The 16,367-nt window shown below is 74.4% G+C and carries 12 protein-coding genes; 4 read left to right on the forward strand and 8 right to left on the reverse strand.

Translation table 11 applies throughout. The annotated features are described in order from the left end of the window. The first annotated feature begins 57 nt into the window (after positions 1-57). Positions 58-735: a TetR/AcrR family transcriptional regulator gene (locus ABD774_RS11510; RefSeq protein ID WP_345041190.1), complete on the forward strand. Its 678-nt coding sequence runs from the start codon at positions 58-60 to the stop codon at positions 733-735. A gap of 13 nt (positions 736-748) precedes the next feature. On the opposite strand, the gene ABD774_RS11515 is transcribed toward ABD774_RS11510, so the two are convergent. Continuing rightward, positions 749-1,810 (reverse strand): FAD-dependent monooxygenase, encoded by a 1,062-nt coding sequence (locus tag ABD774_RS11515; protein WP_345041192.1) that lies wholly within the window; start codon positions 1,808-1,810, stop codon positions 749-751. Between the two features lie 164 nt (positions 1,811-1,974). On the opposite strand from ABD774_RS11515, the gene ABD774_RS11520 reads away from it, so the two are divergent. Then, positions 1,975-2,406 carry a DoxX family protein gene (locus ABD774_RS11520; protein ID WP_345041194.1) on the forward strand — a complete coding sequence of 144 codons (432 nt, stop codon included), beginning with the start codon at positions 1,975-1,977 and terminating at the stop codon, positions 2,404-2,406. A 45-nt stretch (positions 2,407-2,451) separates the two neighbouring features. On the opposite strand, the gene ABD774_RS11525 is transcribed toward ABD774_RS11520, so the two are convergent. From ABD774_RS11525 to ABD774_RS11550, 6 genes are all read right to left on the reverse strand, one after another. Beyond that, on the reverse strand, positions 2,452-5,730 hold the full coding sequence (locus tag ABD774_RS11525) for a DEAD/DEAH box helicase (protein WP_345041196.1): 3,279 nt from the start codon (positions 5,728-5,730) through the stop codon (positions 2,452-2,454). 276 nt (positions 5,731-6,006) lie between these two features. After that, positions 6,007-7,158: a hypothetical protein gene (locus ABD774_RS11530; RefSeq protein WP_345041199.1), complete on the reverse strand. Its 1,152-nt coding sequence runs from the start codon at positions 7,156-7,158 to the stop codon at positions 6,007-6,009. Beyond that, positions 7,155-7,832, reverse strand: coding sequence for a hypothetical protein (locus ABD774_RS11535; protein WP_345041201.1), 678 nt, complete (start codon positions 7,830-7,832; stop codon positions 7,155-7,157). The genes ABD774_RS11530 and ABD774_RS11535 overlap by 4 nt, the downstream gene beginning before the upstream one ends. Then, positions 7,829-9,148: a hypothetical protein gene (locus ABD774_RS11540; RefSeq protein ID WP_345041204.1), complete on the reverse strand. Its 1,320-nt coding sequence runs from the start codon at positions 9,146-9,148 to the stop codon at positions 7,829-7,831. Before ABD774_RS11540 ends, ABD774_RS11535 begins: the two co-directional genes overlap by 4 nt. Next, positions 9,145-9,438, reverse strand: coding sequence for a hypothetical protein (locus ABD774_RS11545; protein ID WP_345041206.1), 294 nt, complete (start codon positions 9,436-9,438; stop codon positions 9,145-9,147). Before ABD774_RS11545 ends, ABD774_RS11540 begins: the two co-directional genes overlap by 4 nt. A 161-nt stretch (positions 9,439-9,599) precedes the next feature. Further along, a complete protein-coding gene (locus ABD774_RS11550; RefSeq protein WP_345041208.1) occupies positions 9,600-10,484 on the reverse strand; it encodes a universal stress protein in 885 nt (294 codons plus the stop codon). Positions 10,485-10,747: 263 nt separating this feature from the next. On the opposite strand from ABD774_RS11550, the gene metH reads away from it, so the two are divergent. Both metH and ABD774_RS11560 read left to right on the forward strand, forming a co-directional pair. Next, positions 10,748-14,434 (forward strand): methionine synthase, encoded by a 3,687-nt coding sequence (gene metH, locus ABD774_RS11555; protein ID WP_345041210.1) that lies wholly within the window; start codon positions 10,748-10,750, stop codon positions 14,432-14,434. A gap of 134 nt (positions 14,435-14,568) precedes the next feature. Then, positions 14,569-15,132 carry a dihydrofolate reductase family protein gene (locus tag ABD774_RS11560; protein WP_345041212.1) on the forward strand — a complete coding sequence of 188 codons (564 nt, stop codon included), beginning with the start codon at positions 14,569-14,571 and terminating at the stop codon, positions 15,130-15,132. A gap of 216 nt (positions 15,133-15,348) precedes the next feature. On the opposite strand, the gene ABD774_RS11565 is transcribed toward ABD774_RS11560, so the two are convergent. After that, positions 15,349-16,254: a universal stress protein gene (locus ABD774_RS11565; RefSeq protein WP_345041215.1), complete on the reverse strand. Its 906-nt coding sequence runs from the start codon at positions 16,252-16,254 to the stop codon at positions 15,349-15,351. Positions 16,255-16,367 lie beyond the last annotated feature (113 nt).

Raw genomic sequence — 16,367 nt, forward strand, 5'->3', positions numbered from 1 at the left:
CGATCCTATCTGTGACTGTCATTCGCAGTTACAAGAAGAGACGTTATTGTGAACGACATGCGCAGTCAAGAGGGCCTCCCGGACGCCATCGCCGAGCTGTGGGCGGGTCGCGCGCCGCGCCGCGGACCCCGGCCCCGGCTCTCGGTGGCCGGCGTCGCCGAGGCGGCGGTCGCCGTCGCCGACGACGCCGGCCTGGCGGCCCTCTCCCTCCAGTCGGTCGCGGGCCGGCTCGGGATCGCCACCACGGGCCTGTACCGCTACGTCGACAGCAAGCGCACGCTGGTCGAGATCGCCGTCGACCACGCGACCGGGCCGCCCCCCGCCCTGCCGGCCGGCGACTGGGCGGCGGCGGTGCGGCGCTGGAGCCAGGAGCTGCTCGCCACGCACCGGCGCCACCCGTGGCTGAGCGACGTGGAGCCGAGCGGGATGCCCCGGACGCCCAACCCGCTCGCCTGGCTCGACCGCCTGCTCGGCGCCCTGGCTGACGCGCCCGGGCTCGACGACCCCATGAGCGCCGCCCTGCTCCTCGAGGCCGTCGTCGGCCGGTACGCGGCGCTGCTCCGGAGCGTCCAGCCGGCGGGGGACGGCGGCACCGAGGAGCTGCTGGGCCACCTCGCGGGCGCCCGGGCCGGCGACTTCCCGTTCCTGGCGCGGGCGGTCGACCGGGACTGGTCCGACGTCGAGCGGGAGTTCGACTTCGCCGTCGGGACGGTGCTGCGCGGGCTGGTGCGGTAGCGAGCGGCCGCCGCTACCTCAACGCGGCATCACGGGCAGCCTCTGTCCGTCCGAGACCGGCGCGGCCGACGAGCCCGAGGGCTCGGTCCCGCAGGGGCTGCCCCCGCTCGGCCAGGGCGAGGCGCATCACCGCGGCCGAGGCGGCCCGCAGCGCCTGGGTCCGGGCGACGCGCCGACGCTCGTAGGCCGCGAGCGCGTCGCCCGTCGGCCGCGTGTTGAGGAGCTCGGCCAGGGTGACCGCATCCACGAGCGACTCGCAGGCTCCGCGGCCGAGGTTGGGCGTCATCGCGTGCGCGGCGTCCCCCACGAGAACCACGCCGTCCTTGACGTAGCGGCGCAGGGGTGGGGTGGTCCAGATGCGCTGGGCGAGGCTGGTCACGGGCGTGGCGGCGGCGAGCACGCGGCGCACGGCGGGGGCACCGTCGGCGTAACGCGCGCGGGCGACGTCGAGCGCGGCCGCGACGTCCACCTCGGCCGGCCCGAGGTCGGAGCGGAACGACGCGTACCAGTTGGTGCCGGTCCGGGAGGGGCCGATGCCGAAGAGGTCCCCCCTGCCCCAGTACTCGCCAGTGCCGTCCCGCCAGACCGGGTCGGCGATCACGCCGCGCACCGCCAGGTAGGGGGTCAGCCGGGCGGCAGTTCCCTCGCCCCAGACGGCGCGGCGGACGACGCTGTGGACGCCGTCGGCGCCGACGACCAGATCCGCGCGGACCTCCCGGACGTCCCCGACCCGCCCGGTCACGCGGCGCACCGACTCCTGCACCGCGCCGTCGAGGAGGCCCAGGAGGTCCCCGCGCGAGACGCCCATCAGGTTCTCGGCGCTCGGGGTGGCCCACACGTGGCCCCGGTGGTCCTGGACGGGCAGCGCCGTGATCACCGGGCTCACGGCCCGCACGGCACCGAGGATGCCCACCGCGTCGAGCGCACGCTGCGCGGCCGGCCACATCCCGAGCACCGTGCCGGTGGGCGGCAGCCCGGCCCGCCGCTCGTGGATCGTGACGTCGAACCGGTCGGGGTCGAGCCGGGCGGCCAGCGCAAGGCCGGCGATGCCGCCACCGACGATGGTGATCCTCATGACGAAGACGCTACTACTCTTGTAGTGCTGTGTCACTATGTATCTAGTGCGGAATGCCGTATCCCGATCGAAACCGCCCACCGACAGCCTCGCACCTATGCTCGCCGGACTGGTGCCTGTCGGACCGGTCCTGCCCGGGCGCCGACGCGATCTAGGAGGACGGCATGAGGGTTCTGTCGCGCAGCGGGCTGCGCACCCTCGGGCAGGTGGCGCTCGGCGGCGTCCTGCTCACCGCGGGGAGCGCCCACCTGACGGCGCTACGTCAGGAGTTCCGGGCCCAGGTGCCGTCGTGGGTGCCCGTGGATCCCGACCTCGTGGTGGTCGGGTCGGGGGTGGTGGAGCTGGGCCTGGGCACCGCCCTCGCCACTGTGTGGCGCCAGCCGGCACGGGGACTGGTGGGCGCGGCGGCCGCTGCCTTCTTCGTCGCCATCTTCCCGGGCAACATCGCGCAGCTCGTCGAGCGGCGTGACGCCTTCGGACTCGACTCCGACGTGAAGCGGGCGGTCCGGCTGGTGTTCCAACCTCTGCTCGTGGCATGGGCGCTGACGACGACGGGGGCTGCCACCGCGGTACGGCAGGTGCGCGCCTCGCACTGAGGACCTGCCCACCCGGCCGGGCGGCCCCTACGCCCCGAGCAGCAGCTACACCTCGAGCAGCTCCCGGATGTCGCCCGCGCTCAGCGGCGCGGACAGCGCCCCGCCCTCGTCGATGACCTTGTCGAACAGGTCGCGCTTGCGCGCCTGCAGGGCGAGGACCTTCTCCTCGATCGTGTTCTCCGCGACCAGCCGGTAGACCATGACGTGCTTGTCCTGCCCGATGCGGTGCGTGCGGTCCACGGCTTGCGCCTCGGCGGCGGGGTTCCACCAGGGGTCGAGGATGAAGCAGTAGTCGGCCTCGGTGAGGTTGAGACCGAACCCGCCCGCCTTGAGGCTGATGAGGAACACCGGCGCGGCACCGGCCTTGAACTCAGCGATGCGCCGCGCGCGGTTGCGGGTGCGGCCGTCGAGGTAGCAGTAGTCGATGCCCTCGGCGTCCAGCCGGTCCTGGACCGTGGCGAGGAACCCGGTGAACTGGGAGAAGACCAGCGCCCGGTGGCCGCCCGCGACGACCTCCTCCAGCTGCTCCATGAACACGTCGGCCTTGGAGGAGGGCACCTTCGCGTACTGCTCGTCGACGAGCGAGGCGTCGAGGCTGAGCTGGCGCAGGAGGGTGAGCGAGCGCAGGATCGTGAAGCGGTTCTTCTCGACGTCGTCGAGCAGGCTGAGCACCTTGCGCCGCTCGCGCTGGAGGTGGGTGTCGTAGACCTTGCGGTGCCTCGGGTTGAGCTGGACGTGCAGCACCTGCTCCTGCTTGGCCGGGAGGTCAGTGGCCACCTGCTCCTTGGTGCGACGGCGGATGAAGGGCCGGATCCGGCGGCGGAGCGTCTCCAGCAGCTCGGGCCGGGTGCCGCGCTCGATCGGCTTGCGGTACAGCTCGGCGAACACCTTGGGGTCGGGGAACATCCCGGGCGCGACGATCGAGAGCAGCGCCCACAGGTCCATGAGGCTGTTCTCGAGCGGGGTGCCGGTGATCGCGAGCTTGAACGGGGCGCGCAACCGCCGCGCGCACTGATACGTCTTGGCCTGGTGGTTCTTCACGAACTGCGCCTCGTCGAGGATCAGCCCGCTCCACCCCAGGCCCCGGTAGGCGGCCTCGTCGATCCGGAAGAGGGCGTAGGAGGAGACGACCAGGTCCGCGTCGGCGACGTCGTCGGCGAGCTTCCGGCCGGACTTCTTCTCGGTCTCGGTCACGGCGACCACGCGCAGGTCCGGCGCGAACCGGGCGGCCTCCTCCGTCCAGCCGGCGACGACCGAGGTGGGTGCGACGACGAGCGCCGGGGCGGTGAGCGTGCCGTTCTCCTTGGCGCGCAGGAGGGTGGCGAGGGTCTGGACGGTCTTGCCCAGGCCCATGTCGTCGGCGAGGATCCCGCCGAGCCCGGCGTCCCAGAGGTAGCTCAGCCACCGGAACCCCTCGGCCTGGTACGGGCGCAGCGTGGCGCGCAGCCCGGCGGGCACGGCGGGCGGGTCGGCGCCCTCGCCGGCCAGCAGCCGGCCGACCGAGCGGGTCCAGCGCTCGCTCTGCTCCTCGACGACGCCGATCGCCGCCAGCTCCTCCCACAGCCCGGCCTGGTAGCTCGTCAGCCGCAAACTGCCGGGCGGGCGGTCCTGGAGCTCGGTGGCCTCCTCGATGAGCCGGCGCAGCTGGTCGAGCTCGGGCCGGTCGAGGCCGAAGTACGTGCCCGAGGGCAGGATCAGGTGGCTGTCGCCCCGCACGAGCGCGACGAAGAGGCTCTCGAACGGCACGCGCTCGCCGTCGATCTCGACCGTGACACCGAGGTCGAACCAGTCCCCCTCCACGGCGTCGGTGGCCGAGACCCGGATGACGGGGGCCGAGTCGGAGCGCCGGTACTCCACCGGCGTCCCGACCACGTCGATCTCGACGCCCTGCTCGACCAGCCCCGGCAGCGTCTCCTCGACGAAGAGCGCGGCGTCGAGCCCGCGCACCCGCACGCTCCCGGCAGGGCCGGGCAGCCCGCCCCCGGCCTGCAAGGACGCCGGCAGCTGCACCTCGCGCAGCAGCCGCTGCTCGGCCGAGCGGTCGCGTCCCGGCCCGCGGCCGGCGTCGAGCGGGACCCGGCGGGTGGTGCCGCCGACGTCGTAGAGGAAGGCCCAGTCCAGGGAGAGGTGGTGGTCCGGTTCGTAGCTCAGCGTCAGGCCGAGCCGCGGCGCCGCGACCGTCGGCAGCGCCACTGAGCCGTCGGAGGAGCGCACCGTGACGAGCCGGCTCAGCGTCGGGTAGTACTCGGCGAGGAAGCGGTCGACGTCCTCCTCCGGCACCTCCAGCTCGCCCGCGGCGAGGAGGTTCGAGGCCTTGGTGGTCAGCGGCCTCGCCAGGGGCGCCAGCACGAGGCCGACGGCGGAGCCGCCCGGTGCGCCGCGGCCGCCGCGCGAGAGGTGCGGCGCGAGATCCAGAACCACCCCGTGGCCCGGCCGGCCGACGATGGAGACGCCGCTGCCGCCGTCGGGCGGCTCGTGGCCTGGGACGGCGACGGCGGGCGTCGCCCGCAGCGTGCCGTCCTCGTCCCGGGCGAGGTCGAGGGAGACGGTGGCCGGCGCGTCGGCGAGGACCACCGCTCCGGCGGAGAGGGTGGCGTGGACGAGGGGCACGCCGGCGTCGACGGCGGCGCGCAGCAGCGGCCACAGGGCGGGGCCGAACTCGTCGAGGAAGAGGGCGGTGTCGTTGTAGGCGTAGGCGGAGGGCTGGTGCGCCATGTAGATCGCGTGCAGCGCCTCGCGGTGGGCCTCGACGCGGCCGTGGGCGCCCCACCGGAAGCTCAGGTCGCGCCACCCGATGCCGGAGCGCACCCAGGGGCTCTTCTTGCCGGGGACCACCGGGCGGATCCTGATGCACGGGGTGTCGGCGCGGCCGCGCCAGCCGGTCTCGACGACGGGCTCGAACTGCAGACCGATCGGCACCTCGCCGCCGTCGGTGCGCTCGTCCTCGACGACGTCGGCGAGCAGGCGCTCCCAGGCGTGCGCCTTCCGGCTCAGCGGCGTGAGCTCGTCGCGCGCCGCCACCAGCACGGCAGCCACGTGCTTGCAGTCCAGGGCCACGGGGCACGTGCAGCGGCCGGTGCTCAGCCGCTTCCCGCCCGGGACGCCGACCTGGACCAGGGTCTGGTACGGCGTGGGCTCGGTGCCCTGGACCTCCGCGTAGAGGACCCGGCGCTCGGGGTCCGACGTCAGCCAGGTGACCTTGCCGCCCTTGGCGTAGGCGAGGCCCCGGGCGAAGGCGGGCGCCCCGACGGCGAGCAGGATCTCCTCCTCACCCGGCAGGTCGGTCCAGGTGCGGAGCGTCGCGAGAGCGGGGCGGCGGGCCACGTTTCCCAGCGTAGGTGGCACCGCCGACATGGCGGGACGGCGGTCCGGGGCGGGCACGAACACCAACCGTTTGAGTCACCACGGATCGTCGCCAGGGTCCGGGCTGACGCCCCGGAGGGGCGGCGCCTGGTCAGGAGGGCCGGGCCCGCCCCCCGGTGCCAGCTGGTGCGGGCGAGCTTGCCGATGTGGTCGCTGGGAGCGACCACATCAGCGATCTCGTCAGGCTGTCAGACTGCGTCAGGCTGCTTCACCCCTGCGTCAGATGCATCAGCTGCATCAAGCTGCGGCCGACTCCATCACCCACGAGCCGGCGAGCACGATGTTGTCCGCGAGCAGCTGGATCTGCTCGCGCAGCTCCACGTGGGGGCTCGAGAAGCTGAGCAGGCAGAGGCCGCGCCGGTCGGGGAAGAGCAGCCAGTAGTCGGTCACCAGGAGCGTGATGCCCTCTCCCCCGACCTCCTTGGCCCCCGACGTCGTCCGGGTGTGCCGGACGAACGGGCCCGCGGTGGAGGTGGCGCCGACGAGCTCCTCACCCTCGGCCATCCGCGAGCGGATCCTGTCGGTCATGGCGTCGAGGTGGCTGCGGCCGCCGATCTCGGGCCCGAGCTCGTGCCAGTACATGGTCACCGTGAGCGCGACGGCGGCCTCCTCGTTGCGCCGCAGGAAGAACGCCATGAACCGGCCCCGGCCGGCGGCGGCCACCTGGCCGGAGGACGTGAGCCACCGGGTCATCTCCGCGCGCAGCACCGGGCTCGGCGGGAGGCCCTTGAGCTGGTCGGCGACGAGCTGCGCCGCCTGCCGCTCGATCGTGGCCTGGTCGGTGAGGTCGATGACGGCCCAGTCCTTCGACAGGGCGAGGTCGAGACCCACGGCCCGGTCCCCGGCCGCGCCGGCGGAGCCTCGGCGGCCGGCCGCCGCGTCCCCAGCGGCCGCGGTGGCCCTGCCGGAGCCGCCGTCCCCGCCGCCCGTCTCCGGCGCCCCGGCGACCCAGGCGACGTCGTCGTCGGTCACCTGCGGCTCGAGCACCGCGAGGACGTCCTCCACGGCGGCCTGGACCGCGTGCGGCCCGGCCGGGTCGAAGACCACGCGGCCGATGACGTCGCGGTGCTGCTCGAGGAAGGGCCCCAGCGAGGAGCCGGTCTGCAGGGCGAACTCGCGTGCCGGGGCGTCCCCGACGAACGCGGCGAAGGTGCTCGCCGACGAGAACACGTAGAGGTCGTACCTGACGGGCGCGCCCGGCTCGCCGGCCCCGTACACGGCGATCTGGCTGGCGCCGGAGGGGTCCCGGGTGACGGGGACGACGACGTAGTCGTGCCTCAGGGCCTGGCCGACGGCGGGGATGTCACGCTCCGCGAGCGCGGCGGCGAGCCGCTCGGACCCCACGTCCGCGGCCGGCTCGACCGGGATGCTGGTGTGCTCGTCGGTCATCGGGCCGGTCCTTCCGTCAGCTGCTCGAGGGTGCCGAAGGTCAGCCGGGCGGCAGGGCGCCCGCGGCCGGAGCGCACCTTGGCGGCAACCTTCTCCTCGTCACGGTACGTGCAGGCGTGGACCTCGGCGTCCACCGGCCCGTCGGCGGCCTCCTCGGCCAGGCCGGGCCGGGCGAGCAGGAGGACCGTGTCCTGCGGGACGACGCCGACGCCGAGCACCCGCACCCGTGTGACCCCGTCGAGCCGGTCCGACGGCTCCAGCGCCGCGGGCACCGGACCGCCGCCGTCGGCCCTGACCCAGATCTCCGCCGACGGGGCCGCCGACGTGGCCGCCGACGGAACCAGGGCGGCCGCCGGGTCCGTCGCCGCGGCGAGCTCGGCGATCTGGCGGAGGCGCCGGTCCTCCGACGGGTGGTGCCGGGGCGGGGAGCCGTCGGCGTCGCCGTCGACGGCGTAGAGGAGCACCTCCGCCTCGACGGCTCCCTCCCGGTCGACCGCCCACCGGGAGACCACGTAGCCGTACCGGGTGGCGACGGCGTCCCGGTAGCGGACGAACGTGCTCACCCCGTCCGCGGTCAGCGGCGCCACCGCCTCGACGTCGACATGTCCGAGGTGCGGCCCGCCGCCGTGGAGCGTGAACCGGTGGGCGAAGGGAAGGTCGCGGACCGCGGTCACGGGAGCCGGAACACCGTGTCGGAGAGCTCGGTCAGGGCCGGGGAGTCCACCCCGCCGGGGAGGATGTACTCCGGCGCGCCGCCGGGCATCCCGTCGAGCGGGAGCGCGTGACGCTGGAGGACGACGGCGCCCGGGTCGTCGAGCCGGGCGACGATGAGCCGCTCGGCGGTGTTGACGTCGGGCAGCCCGAGCTGCTGGCGCGGGTTGGCCAGGGTGTGCGGGTCGACGCTCGACCACGAGGCACCCGTCCGGCCGGACGCACCGCCGTGGAGCCGGTACACCGCGTCCCCGCGGGAGAGGTCCGGGACGCTCTGCCGCCACAGCCGCTCGGAGCGGGCGAGGTCGCCGGGGCTGAGGTTGACGGCCTGCCGGTAGGTGAGGCGCTCGCCCTTGGCGCCGGCCTGGACGGCGGCACGGGAGTTGATGCGCCCGGCGGCGGCGACCTTGCCGAGGACGCGTGCCGCGCCGCCCAGCCCGACGACGGAGAGCGCGGCGCCGAGGATCGAGATCCCGGCGTCCACCCACGAGCGTTCCCCGGTCGAGGCGAGCACGATGTTGCCGATCGCGTTGACGACCGCGGCGACCCCGGCGACGACGAGCAGCGCCGCCGCGAGCGCCTGGCCGACCACGGGGATCCACGCGACGGCGATCGCGAGGACGCCCGCGACGGTCGAGACCCAGCCGGCGACGTCGGTGACGACCGCGAGGACGTCGGCGCCCCAGTCGTCCCACCAGGAGTCGTCGAGCCCGTCCCCGCCCGTGGTGTGCTCGATCCGGTCGGCGGCGGAGTCGGCGGCCCGGTCGCGCATGCTGACGGCGTCGTCGACCTGGGCGCGGGCGGCGTCGAGCTGGCGGGCCGCGCCGGCCGCGTCGCCCGCCGCGCTCTCGGCGAGGTTCTCGTACCGGACCCGCTGCTCCGGGTCGGCGCCCTCCGCGAGGGAGAGGTAGTAGGTCCGCTGCGCGGAGGCCTCCTCCTCGGCCGCCCGCGCCGTGGAGGCCGACTGCCACGCCAGCTCGGACTCCTCCTGCGCGCGGGCGAGGATCGGCGCGTAGTCGAGCAGCGCCTCCCCCGTCTCGCGGTAGCGCCCCTGGGCCTGCGAGATCTTGTCGGCGATCTGGGTGGCGTTCTCCGCCAGGGCGTCGACCGCCTCGGAGATGTGGACGCCGAGCTCGAGCCCGCGCAGACGGTCGGCGGCACGTCCGATCGCGTCGGCGACCTCGACGTACTGCTGACCGCCGTCCCTGACCACGCCCGGCTCACCGGGAACCGGGTCGGCGGAGAGACCGAGGACCGACCAGTCGTAGCTGCGCGTCACCGCGCACCGCCCGAGGACAGCCCGGCCGCGAGGTCGCCGTCGACCTGGGTGAACGCGTCGGCGATCGCCGTGGCGACCTCGGCGAGCGACTCGATCCCGCCGACCATGTCCTCGCGGGTGTCGTCCCAGCCGCTGGCGAAGGAGCGGACCCTCTCCTCGAGCCTGGCGTGGCCGGTGGCGGCGGCGATGCCGGCGCTGGTCACGTTGGCCTCGCGGAACTCGGCCGCGACCACGCTCAGGTCCGCGCCGATGTCACGCAGCGCACCCACGTCCACCCGCAGATCGGTCATGGCTCCCCCTCGACGTCGTCGTGGGAATCGTGCCAGAGCGGTCCGGTCCCGCACGAGCCCCGGGCATGGGGACAACTCCCCGGGTAACGGGCACCTCCGCCGTCGCGGCCGCCCGATCGCGTCTCTCCGCGCCCCCGGGCAAGGCCCACCCTGCGGGTGCGTCACTCCCGGGGCCGCTCCCGCACGACGACGACCGCGGGCGCCCGCTGGAGCACCTCGCGGCTCACCGAGCCGAGCAGCAGGCCGGTGAGGCCAAAGTGCCCGCGGCTGCCGACCACGACGAGACTGCGGTTCCCGGCGACCTCGATCAGCGCGTCGGCGGGGTGACCGGCCAGGCGGCGGACCTCGGCGTCGACGCCTCGTTCGAGGGCCATCTCGTCCACCGTGCGGGTGAGCGACTCCAGGTCCTCCTCCGCCTGCGCGGCGAAGAACTCGCTCACCACCGGCGAGTAGGAGTGGGTGGTCCGCGCGCGCTCGGTGGCGCAGACCACCACGACGCCCACGCCACGGCGCCTCGCCTCGTCGAAGGCGAACCGCAGGGTCTCCAGCGGCGGGTCCGACGGGTCGGCGCCGACCACGACCGGGCCGGTCATCTGCGCGGGCGCCTCCTCGCGCACGACGGCCACCGGCCCGTGCGCGTGTGCGACGACCTTCTGGGAGACGGAGCCCAGGAGCGGCCCGGCGACCGGCCGGTGCCCGGCGGCGCCGACGACGACGAGCCCTGCCCGCTCGGACGCCTCGACCAGGACGACGGCGGGCCTGCCGGACACGGCCGCGCCGGTCACGGTGACCCCCGGGTGCGTGGCCCGCACCCGCCCGAGCTCCTCCTCCACGACCCGGCGCGCGGGGCCGAGCAGATCGTCCTCGCTGGGCGGCGCCACGCCACCCTCGGCCATGACCTGCCACGCCACGGCGCACACGAGGAGCAACGGGGCACCGCGCCGCTCCGCCTCGCCGGCCGCCCACTCCACGGCGCGGCGCGACCGGCCGGAGCCGTCGGCGCCGACGACGACCGCGCGCCCCGGCACGTCCAGCCTCGCTGCCATCTCGTCCCTCCTCCGCCGGGCCGCCGCCCTCCGGCCGCCCGCTGGTGACCGGCCACGCGGCGGCAGCCGCCCGGTCGCACCATGGTGACCCCGCCGCGGCGGTGCTGGTGGCCGAACGGGCGCGGCCTTCACGGTGCGCCGCCGACGTCTCACGATGAGGGTGGGGGTGATCAGCACGTGAGACGACGGCGGGAGCCGACTCCGCCGTCGGGCCCGCTTCGACCTACCCTCGGGAGGCACCTTCCCCGACCGAGACGAGTCCCGTGACACCCGACCTTCGCACCATCGCCCGCGAGCGCATCCTCGTCCTCGACGGGGCGTGGGGGTCCCTGCTGCAGCAGGCGGGCCTGGAGGAGGCGGACTTCCGGTTCGAGGGCGCCGACCCGGGACGCGCCTACACGGGCGACTTCGACCTCCTGGCGCTGACCCGCCCCGACGTGCTGCGCGAGGTGCACCGCTCGTACTTCGCCGCGGGCGCGGACATCACCACCACGAACACCTTCAGCTCCACGACGATCGCGCAGGCCGACTACGGCACCGAGCACCTCGTGCCGGAGATCAACCGGCGCGCCGCCGCGCTGGCCCGCGAGGTCGCGGACGAGGCGACCGCGGCGGACGGCCGCCCGCGCTGGGTGGCCGGCGCGATGGGGCCCACCAACCGCACGGCCTCCCTCTCCCCCGACGTCGAGCGCCCCGAGTACCGCGCCGTCACCTACGAGGAGCTGCGTGCCGCCTACGCCGAGCAGGCGCGCGCGCTGCTCGACGGCGGGGCGGACCTCATCCTGATCGAGACGGTCTTCGACACCCTCAACGCCAAGGCGGCCCTGCACGCGGTCGACGACGTCGGCGCCGCGCTCGGCCGCACCGTCCCGGTGATGCTCTCCGGGACCATCACCGACGCCTCCGGGCGCACCCTCTCCGGCCAGACGCCGGAAGCCTTCGTCATCTCCACCGAGCACGCGGACCTGCTCTCCGTCGGCCTGAACTGCGCCCTCGGGCCCGAGGCGATGCGCCCGCACCTGCGCGAGATCGCCGGCGCCTCCGACCGGCTCGTCTCGGTCCACCCCAACGCCGGGCTGCCCAACGCGTTCGGCGGCTACGACGAGACCCCCGAGGACATGGCCGAGGTCCTCGGCGACTTCGCCCGCCAGGGCCTGGTCAACATCGTCGGCGGCTGCTGCGGCACCACCCCCGAGCACATCCGCGCGATCGCCGACGCCGTCGCGCGCCACCGCCCGCGCACGCCCGGCGAGCGGCCGCACCGGCTGCGCCTCTCCGGGCTGGAGCCGTTCACCCTCACGCCGGAGATCAACTTCGTCAACGTCGGCGAGCGCACCAACGTCACCGGCTCGCCGAAGTTCAGCAAGGCCGTCCTGGCCGGGGACTGGAACACCGCCGTGCAGATCGCTCGGCAGCAGGTCGAGGCCGGCGCCCAGCTCATCGACGTCAACCTCGACGAGGGCATGCTCGACGGCGTCGAGGCCATGACCCACTTCCTCAACCTGCTCGCCGCCGAGCCCGACATCTCCCGCGTGCCGGTGATGGTCGACTCCTCCCGGTGGGAGGTCATCGAGGCGGGCCTGCGCTGCCTGCAAGGTCGCGGCGTCGTCAACTCCATCTCGCTGAAGGACGGCGAGGAGGAGTTCCTGCGCCGGGCCGCCGTCGTCCGCCGCCACGGCGCCGCCATGGTGGTCATGGCCTTCGACGAGCAGGGCCAGGCGGACAGCTACCAGCGCCGCATCGAGGTCTGCGAGCGCGCCTACCGGCTGCTCACGGAGCGGGCCGGCGTGGCCCCGCAGGACATCATCTTCGACCCCAACGTGCTCACCGTCGCCACCGGCATGAGCGAGCACGACCACTATGCCCTCGACTTCATCGAGGCCACCCGCTGGATCAAGGCCAACCTGCCCGGCGCCCTGGTCAGCGGCGGCATCTCCAACGTCTCCTTCAGCTTCCGCGGCAACAACCCGGTCCGCGAGGCGATGCACGCCGTGTTCCTCCTGCACGCGATCCGCGCGGGGCTGGACATGGGCATCGTCAACGCCGGGATGCTCGGGGTCTACGAGGACATCGACCCGGTCCTGCGCGAGGCCGTCGAGGACGTGATCCTCGCCCGCCGTGAGGACGCCACCGACCGGCTCATCACCCTCGCCGAGTCCTACCGCGACCAGCAGCGCGAGGGCGGCGACGGCGCGGCCGCCCGCAACGCCTGGCGCGACGCCGGCGTCCAGGACCGGATCCGTCACGCCATGGTGCACGGCATCTCCGACCACATCGTCGACGACGCCGAGGAGGCCTACCAGGAGCTCGGCTCCGCCCTGGAGGTCATCGAGGGCCCCCTCATGGAGGGCATGGACGTGGTCGGCGACCTCTTCGGCGCCGGCAAGATGTTCCTGCCCCAGGTGGTGAAGTCGGCCCGCGTGATGAAGCGGGCGGTCGCGCACCTGACCCCGTACCTCGAGGCGGCGGCCGTCGACACCGGCGGGCGCTCCAAGGGCCGCGTGGTGCTCGCGACCGTCAAGGGCGACGTGCACGACATCGGCAAGAACATCGTCGGGGTGGTGCTCGCCTGCAACGGCTTCGAGATCACCGACCTGGGCGTCATGGTGCCCGCGGAGAAGATCCTCGACACCGCCGCGGAGATCGGCGCGGACATCGTCGGGCTCTCCGGGCTGATCACCCCGAGCCTGGACGAGATGGTCAACGTGGCGGGCGAGATGACCCGCCGCGGCCTGAGCACCCCCCTGCTGATCGGCGGGGCCACCACCTCCGCCGCCCACACCGCGGTGAAGATCGACCCCGCCTACCGCGGCACCGTGGTGCACGTGACCGACGCCAGCCGGGCCGTCGGGGTGGCGGCCGACGTCATCGGGCGCGAGGCCGAGATCGCCGAGCGGGTGCGCGGGGAGTACGCCGAGCTTCGCGAGCGGCACGGCGCCAAGAAGGTCACCCTCGTGGACCTGGAGACCGCCCGGGCCGACTCCCGCGCCGTCGACGCCCCCGGGCAGCCGGCCCCGCGCACGCTCGGCCGCCAGCTCCTCGAGCCCGATCTCGCCGAGCTCGTCGAGATCATCGACTGGACCCCGTTCTTCTCCGCGTGGGAGCTGCGCGGCACCTACCCCGGCATCCTCGAGGACCCCCGCCAGGGCGAGCAGGCCCGCCAGCTCCTCGCGGACGGGCGCGCCCTGCTGGACCGGATCGTCGCGGAGAGGCTGTACCAGGCGCGCGGCGTCGTCGCCCTCTGGCCGGCCCACCGGGAGGGTGCCGACGACATCGTCGTCGAGGCGACCCCTGCCGACGCCGGTGCCGACGCGGGTGCCGATGCCGGTGCCGATGCCGGTGCCGCCCGGACGGGCTCCACCACCTTCCACACGCTGCGCCAGCAGAAACAGCGCGCCAACCGCTACGCCGCCCTCGCCGACTTCGTGGCCCCCGAGGGCGACCACCTGGGCGGCTTCGCCGTCGCCGTCCACGGGGCGGACGAGCTGGCGCAGAAGTTCAAGGCCGACCACGACGACTACAACGCGATCCTCGCCCAGTCCCTCGCGGACCGGCTGGCCGAGGCGTTCGCCGAGTGGGTGCACCGGTACGTGCGCACCACGATGTGGGGGTACGCCGCCGACGAGGCGCTGCCCGTGCCGGAGCTCATCCGCGAGCGGTACGCCGGCATCCGGCCCGCGCCCGGCTACCCCGCCCAGCCGGACCACACGGAGAAGCGCATGCTGTTCGCGCTGCTCGGCGCCGGGGAGGCGGGGCTGGAGCTGACGGAGTCGTGCGCGATGTACCCGACGTCGGCGGTGTCCGGGCTGATCCTGGGACACCCCGAGGCGACCTACTTCGCCGTCGGGAAGCTCGGGCGCGACCAGGTGGCCGACTACGCAGCCCGCAAGGGGTGGACGCTGGACGAGGCGGAGACGTGGCTGGCGCCCAACTTGGGGTACGTCCCGTAGCTGGCCCGCCCCGTCTCGAGCCACCGCCGCGACGACGCGCCCGAGCCACCCTGGACTCTGCCTGGGCGCCGCGGCGCGGCACCGGTACGGTCGTGCCCACGGGCGTCGCCGCCCGACCCGAGGGAAGGACAGCGATGGGCCGGATCGTCTTCTCCATCTCCGTCTCGCTGGACGGGTACTTCGAGGGGCCCGACCGTGAGATCGACTGGCACCTGGTCGACGAGGAGCTGCACCGGCACTTCAACGACTGGCTGCGCCAGGCCGGCGCCTTCCTCGAGGGCCGGATCACCTACGAGCTCATGGCCGGCTACTGGCCCCGCGCCGGGGACGACCCGGCCGCCACGCCCGTCGAGAAGGACTTCTCGCGGGTCTGGGTGGACATGCCGAAGATCGCCTTCTCCCGCACGCTCGACGAGAACGCGCGGTGGAACACCGTGGTGTGGCGCGACGTCGACCGCAAGGAGATCGAGGCGCTCAAGGAGCGCACCGACGGCGATCTGGTGGTGGGCGGGCCGGACCTCGCGGCGTCGTTCGCGGCGCTGGACCTCATCGACGAGTACCGCATCTACGTCCACCCCGTCCTGATCGGCCGGGGCCGGCCCGTCTTCCCGACGACGGACGCGCGCACCCCGCTCCGGCTCGCCGGCACGCGCACCTTCGGCAACGGCGTGGTGCTCCTGCACTACGAGCGGGCGTAGGCGGAGGGCCGGTCCGCCGGAGCCCGGACTGACCTGGCGGGCGCGCCCGTCCGCACACCCACACACCCGCACACCCTTGGCGCCACGTCCCCCGGCCGGCAAGTGCTCCTGGGCAGATCAAGTCGTTCTAGGAGCACTTCATCTGCGCAGACCACGTAACGTTGCGGACCTGACCAGCGAGGCCACGCCGATGTGCCCTCAAGCGGTGGGGCGACACTAGCGGTGGGGCGCCTCGGCGTCCCGGTGCCGCACCCGCACGACGGCGACGGCCGGCGCCCGGTGCAGCACCCCGCGGCTGACCGACCCGAGGAGCACGCTGGCCAGTCCGCCGTGCCCGCGGCTGCCGACGACGACGAGGCTGTCGGTCCCGGCCTCCTCAACGATGGCGTCGGCCGGGTGAAGGGTGCTCTCGGTGATCTCGACCGCCACGCCCGGGAACTCGGCCGCGGTCTCGTCGACGATCTGCCGCAGGCGCTCGTGCGCCTCCTCCAGCTGACGGGCGACCTTCATGCGCGCGGAGTCGGGCGCCTGGGCACCGCCGGCGAACCGGCGGCCGGCGCCCTTGACCACGGTGACGCCCACGTCCCGGCGCCGGGCCTCCTCGAAGGCGAAGCGCAGGGCCTCGGTGGGCGGGTCGAGCGGGTCGGCACCCACGACGATCGGCCCGGGCAGGTCGCCGACCTGCTCGCGCACCACGATCACGGGGCCGTGCGCGTGGGCGGCCACCTTCTGCGACACCGAGCCCAGCAGCGGGCCGGTGAACCGGCCCAGCCCGCGCGCGCCCACGACGACCGCTACCGCCGTCCGCGACGCCCCGACCAAGGCGACCGCGGGCTGGGAGACGATCACCTCGCCGGTGACGGTCACGCCCGGGTACGCCTCGCGCAGTGTCGCGACCTGCTCGTCGACCAGGTGCTCGGCCCCCTGCGTGAGGCCCGGCGTGACGGTGGCGGGGTCGTAGCCCTCCGTGACGGCCGGCCACTCGAAGACGTAGAGGAGGTGCAGCGGCGCGCCCCACAGTCTCGCCTCCTCGGCGGCCCAGTCCGCCGCGCGCTGCGACCGCTGGGACCCGTCGACGCCGACGACGACGGCCCCGGCCGGGACCTGAAGCTCCACGCTCATGGCCGACCTCCCTGGCTCGTGCTCCCATCGTGGCAGCGAACGACGGCGCGCGGGAGGGATTGGGGCAAGCCGCCGCCGATCGCGGCAGGGTCCCTGTACGTTGCCGACCAGGA

It is taken from the genome of Georgenia daeguensis (assembly GCF_039537705.1).
GTDB lineage: Bacteria > Actinomycetota > Actinomycetes > Actinomycetales > Actinomycetaceae > Georgenia > Georgenia daeguensis.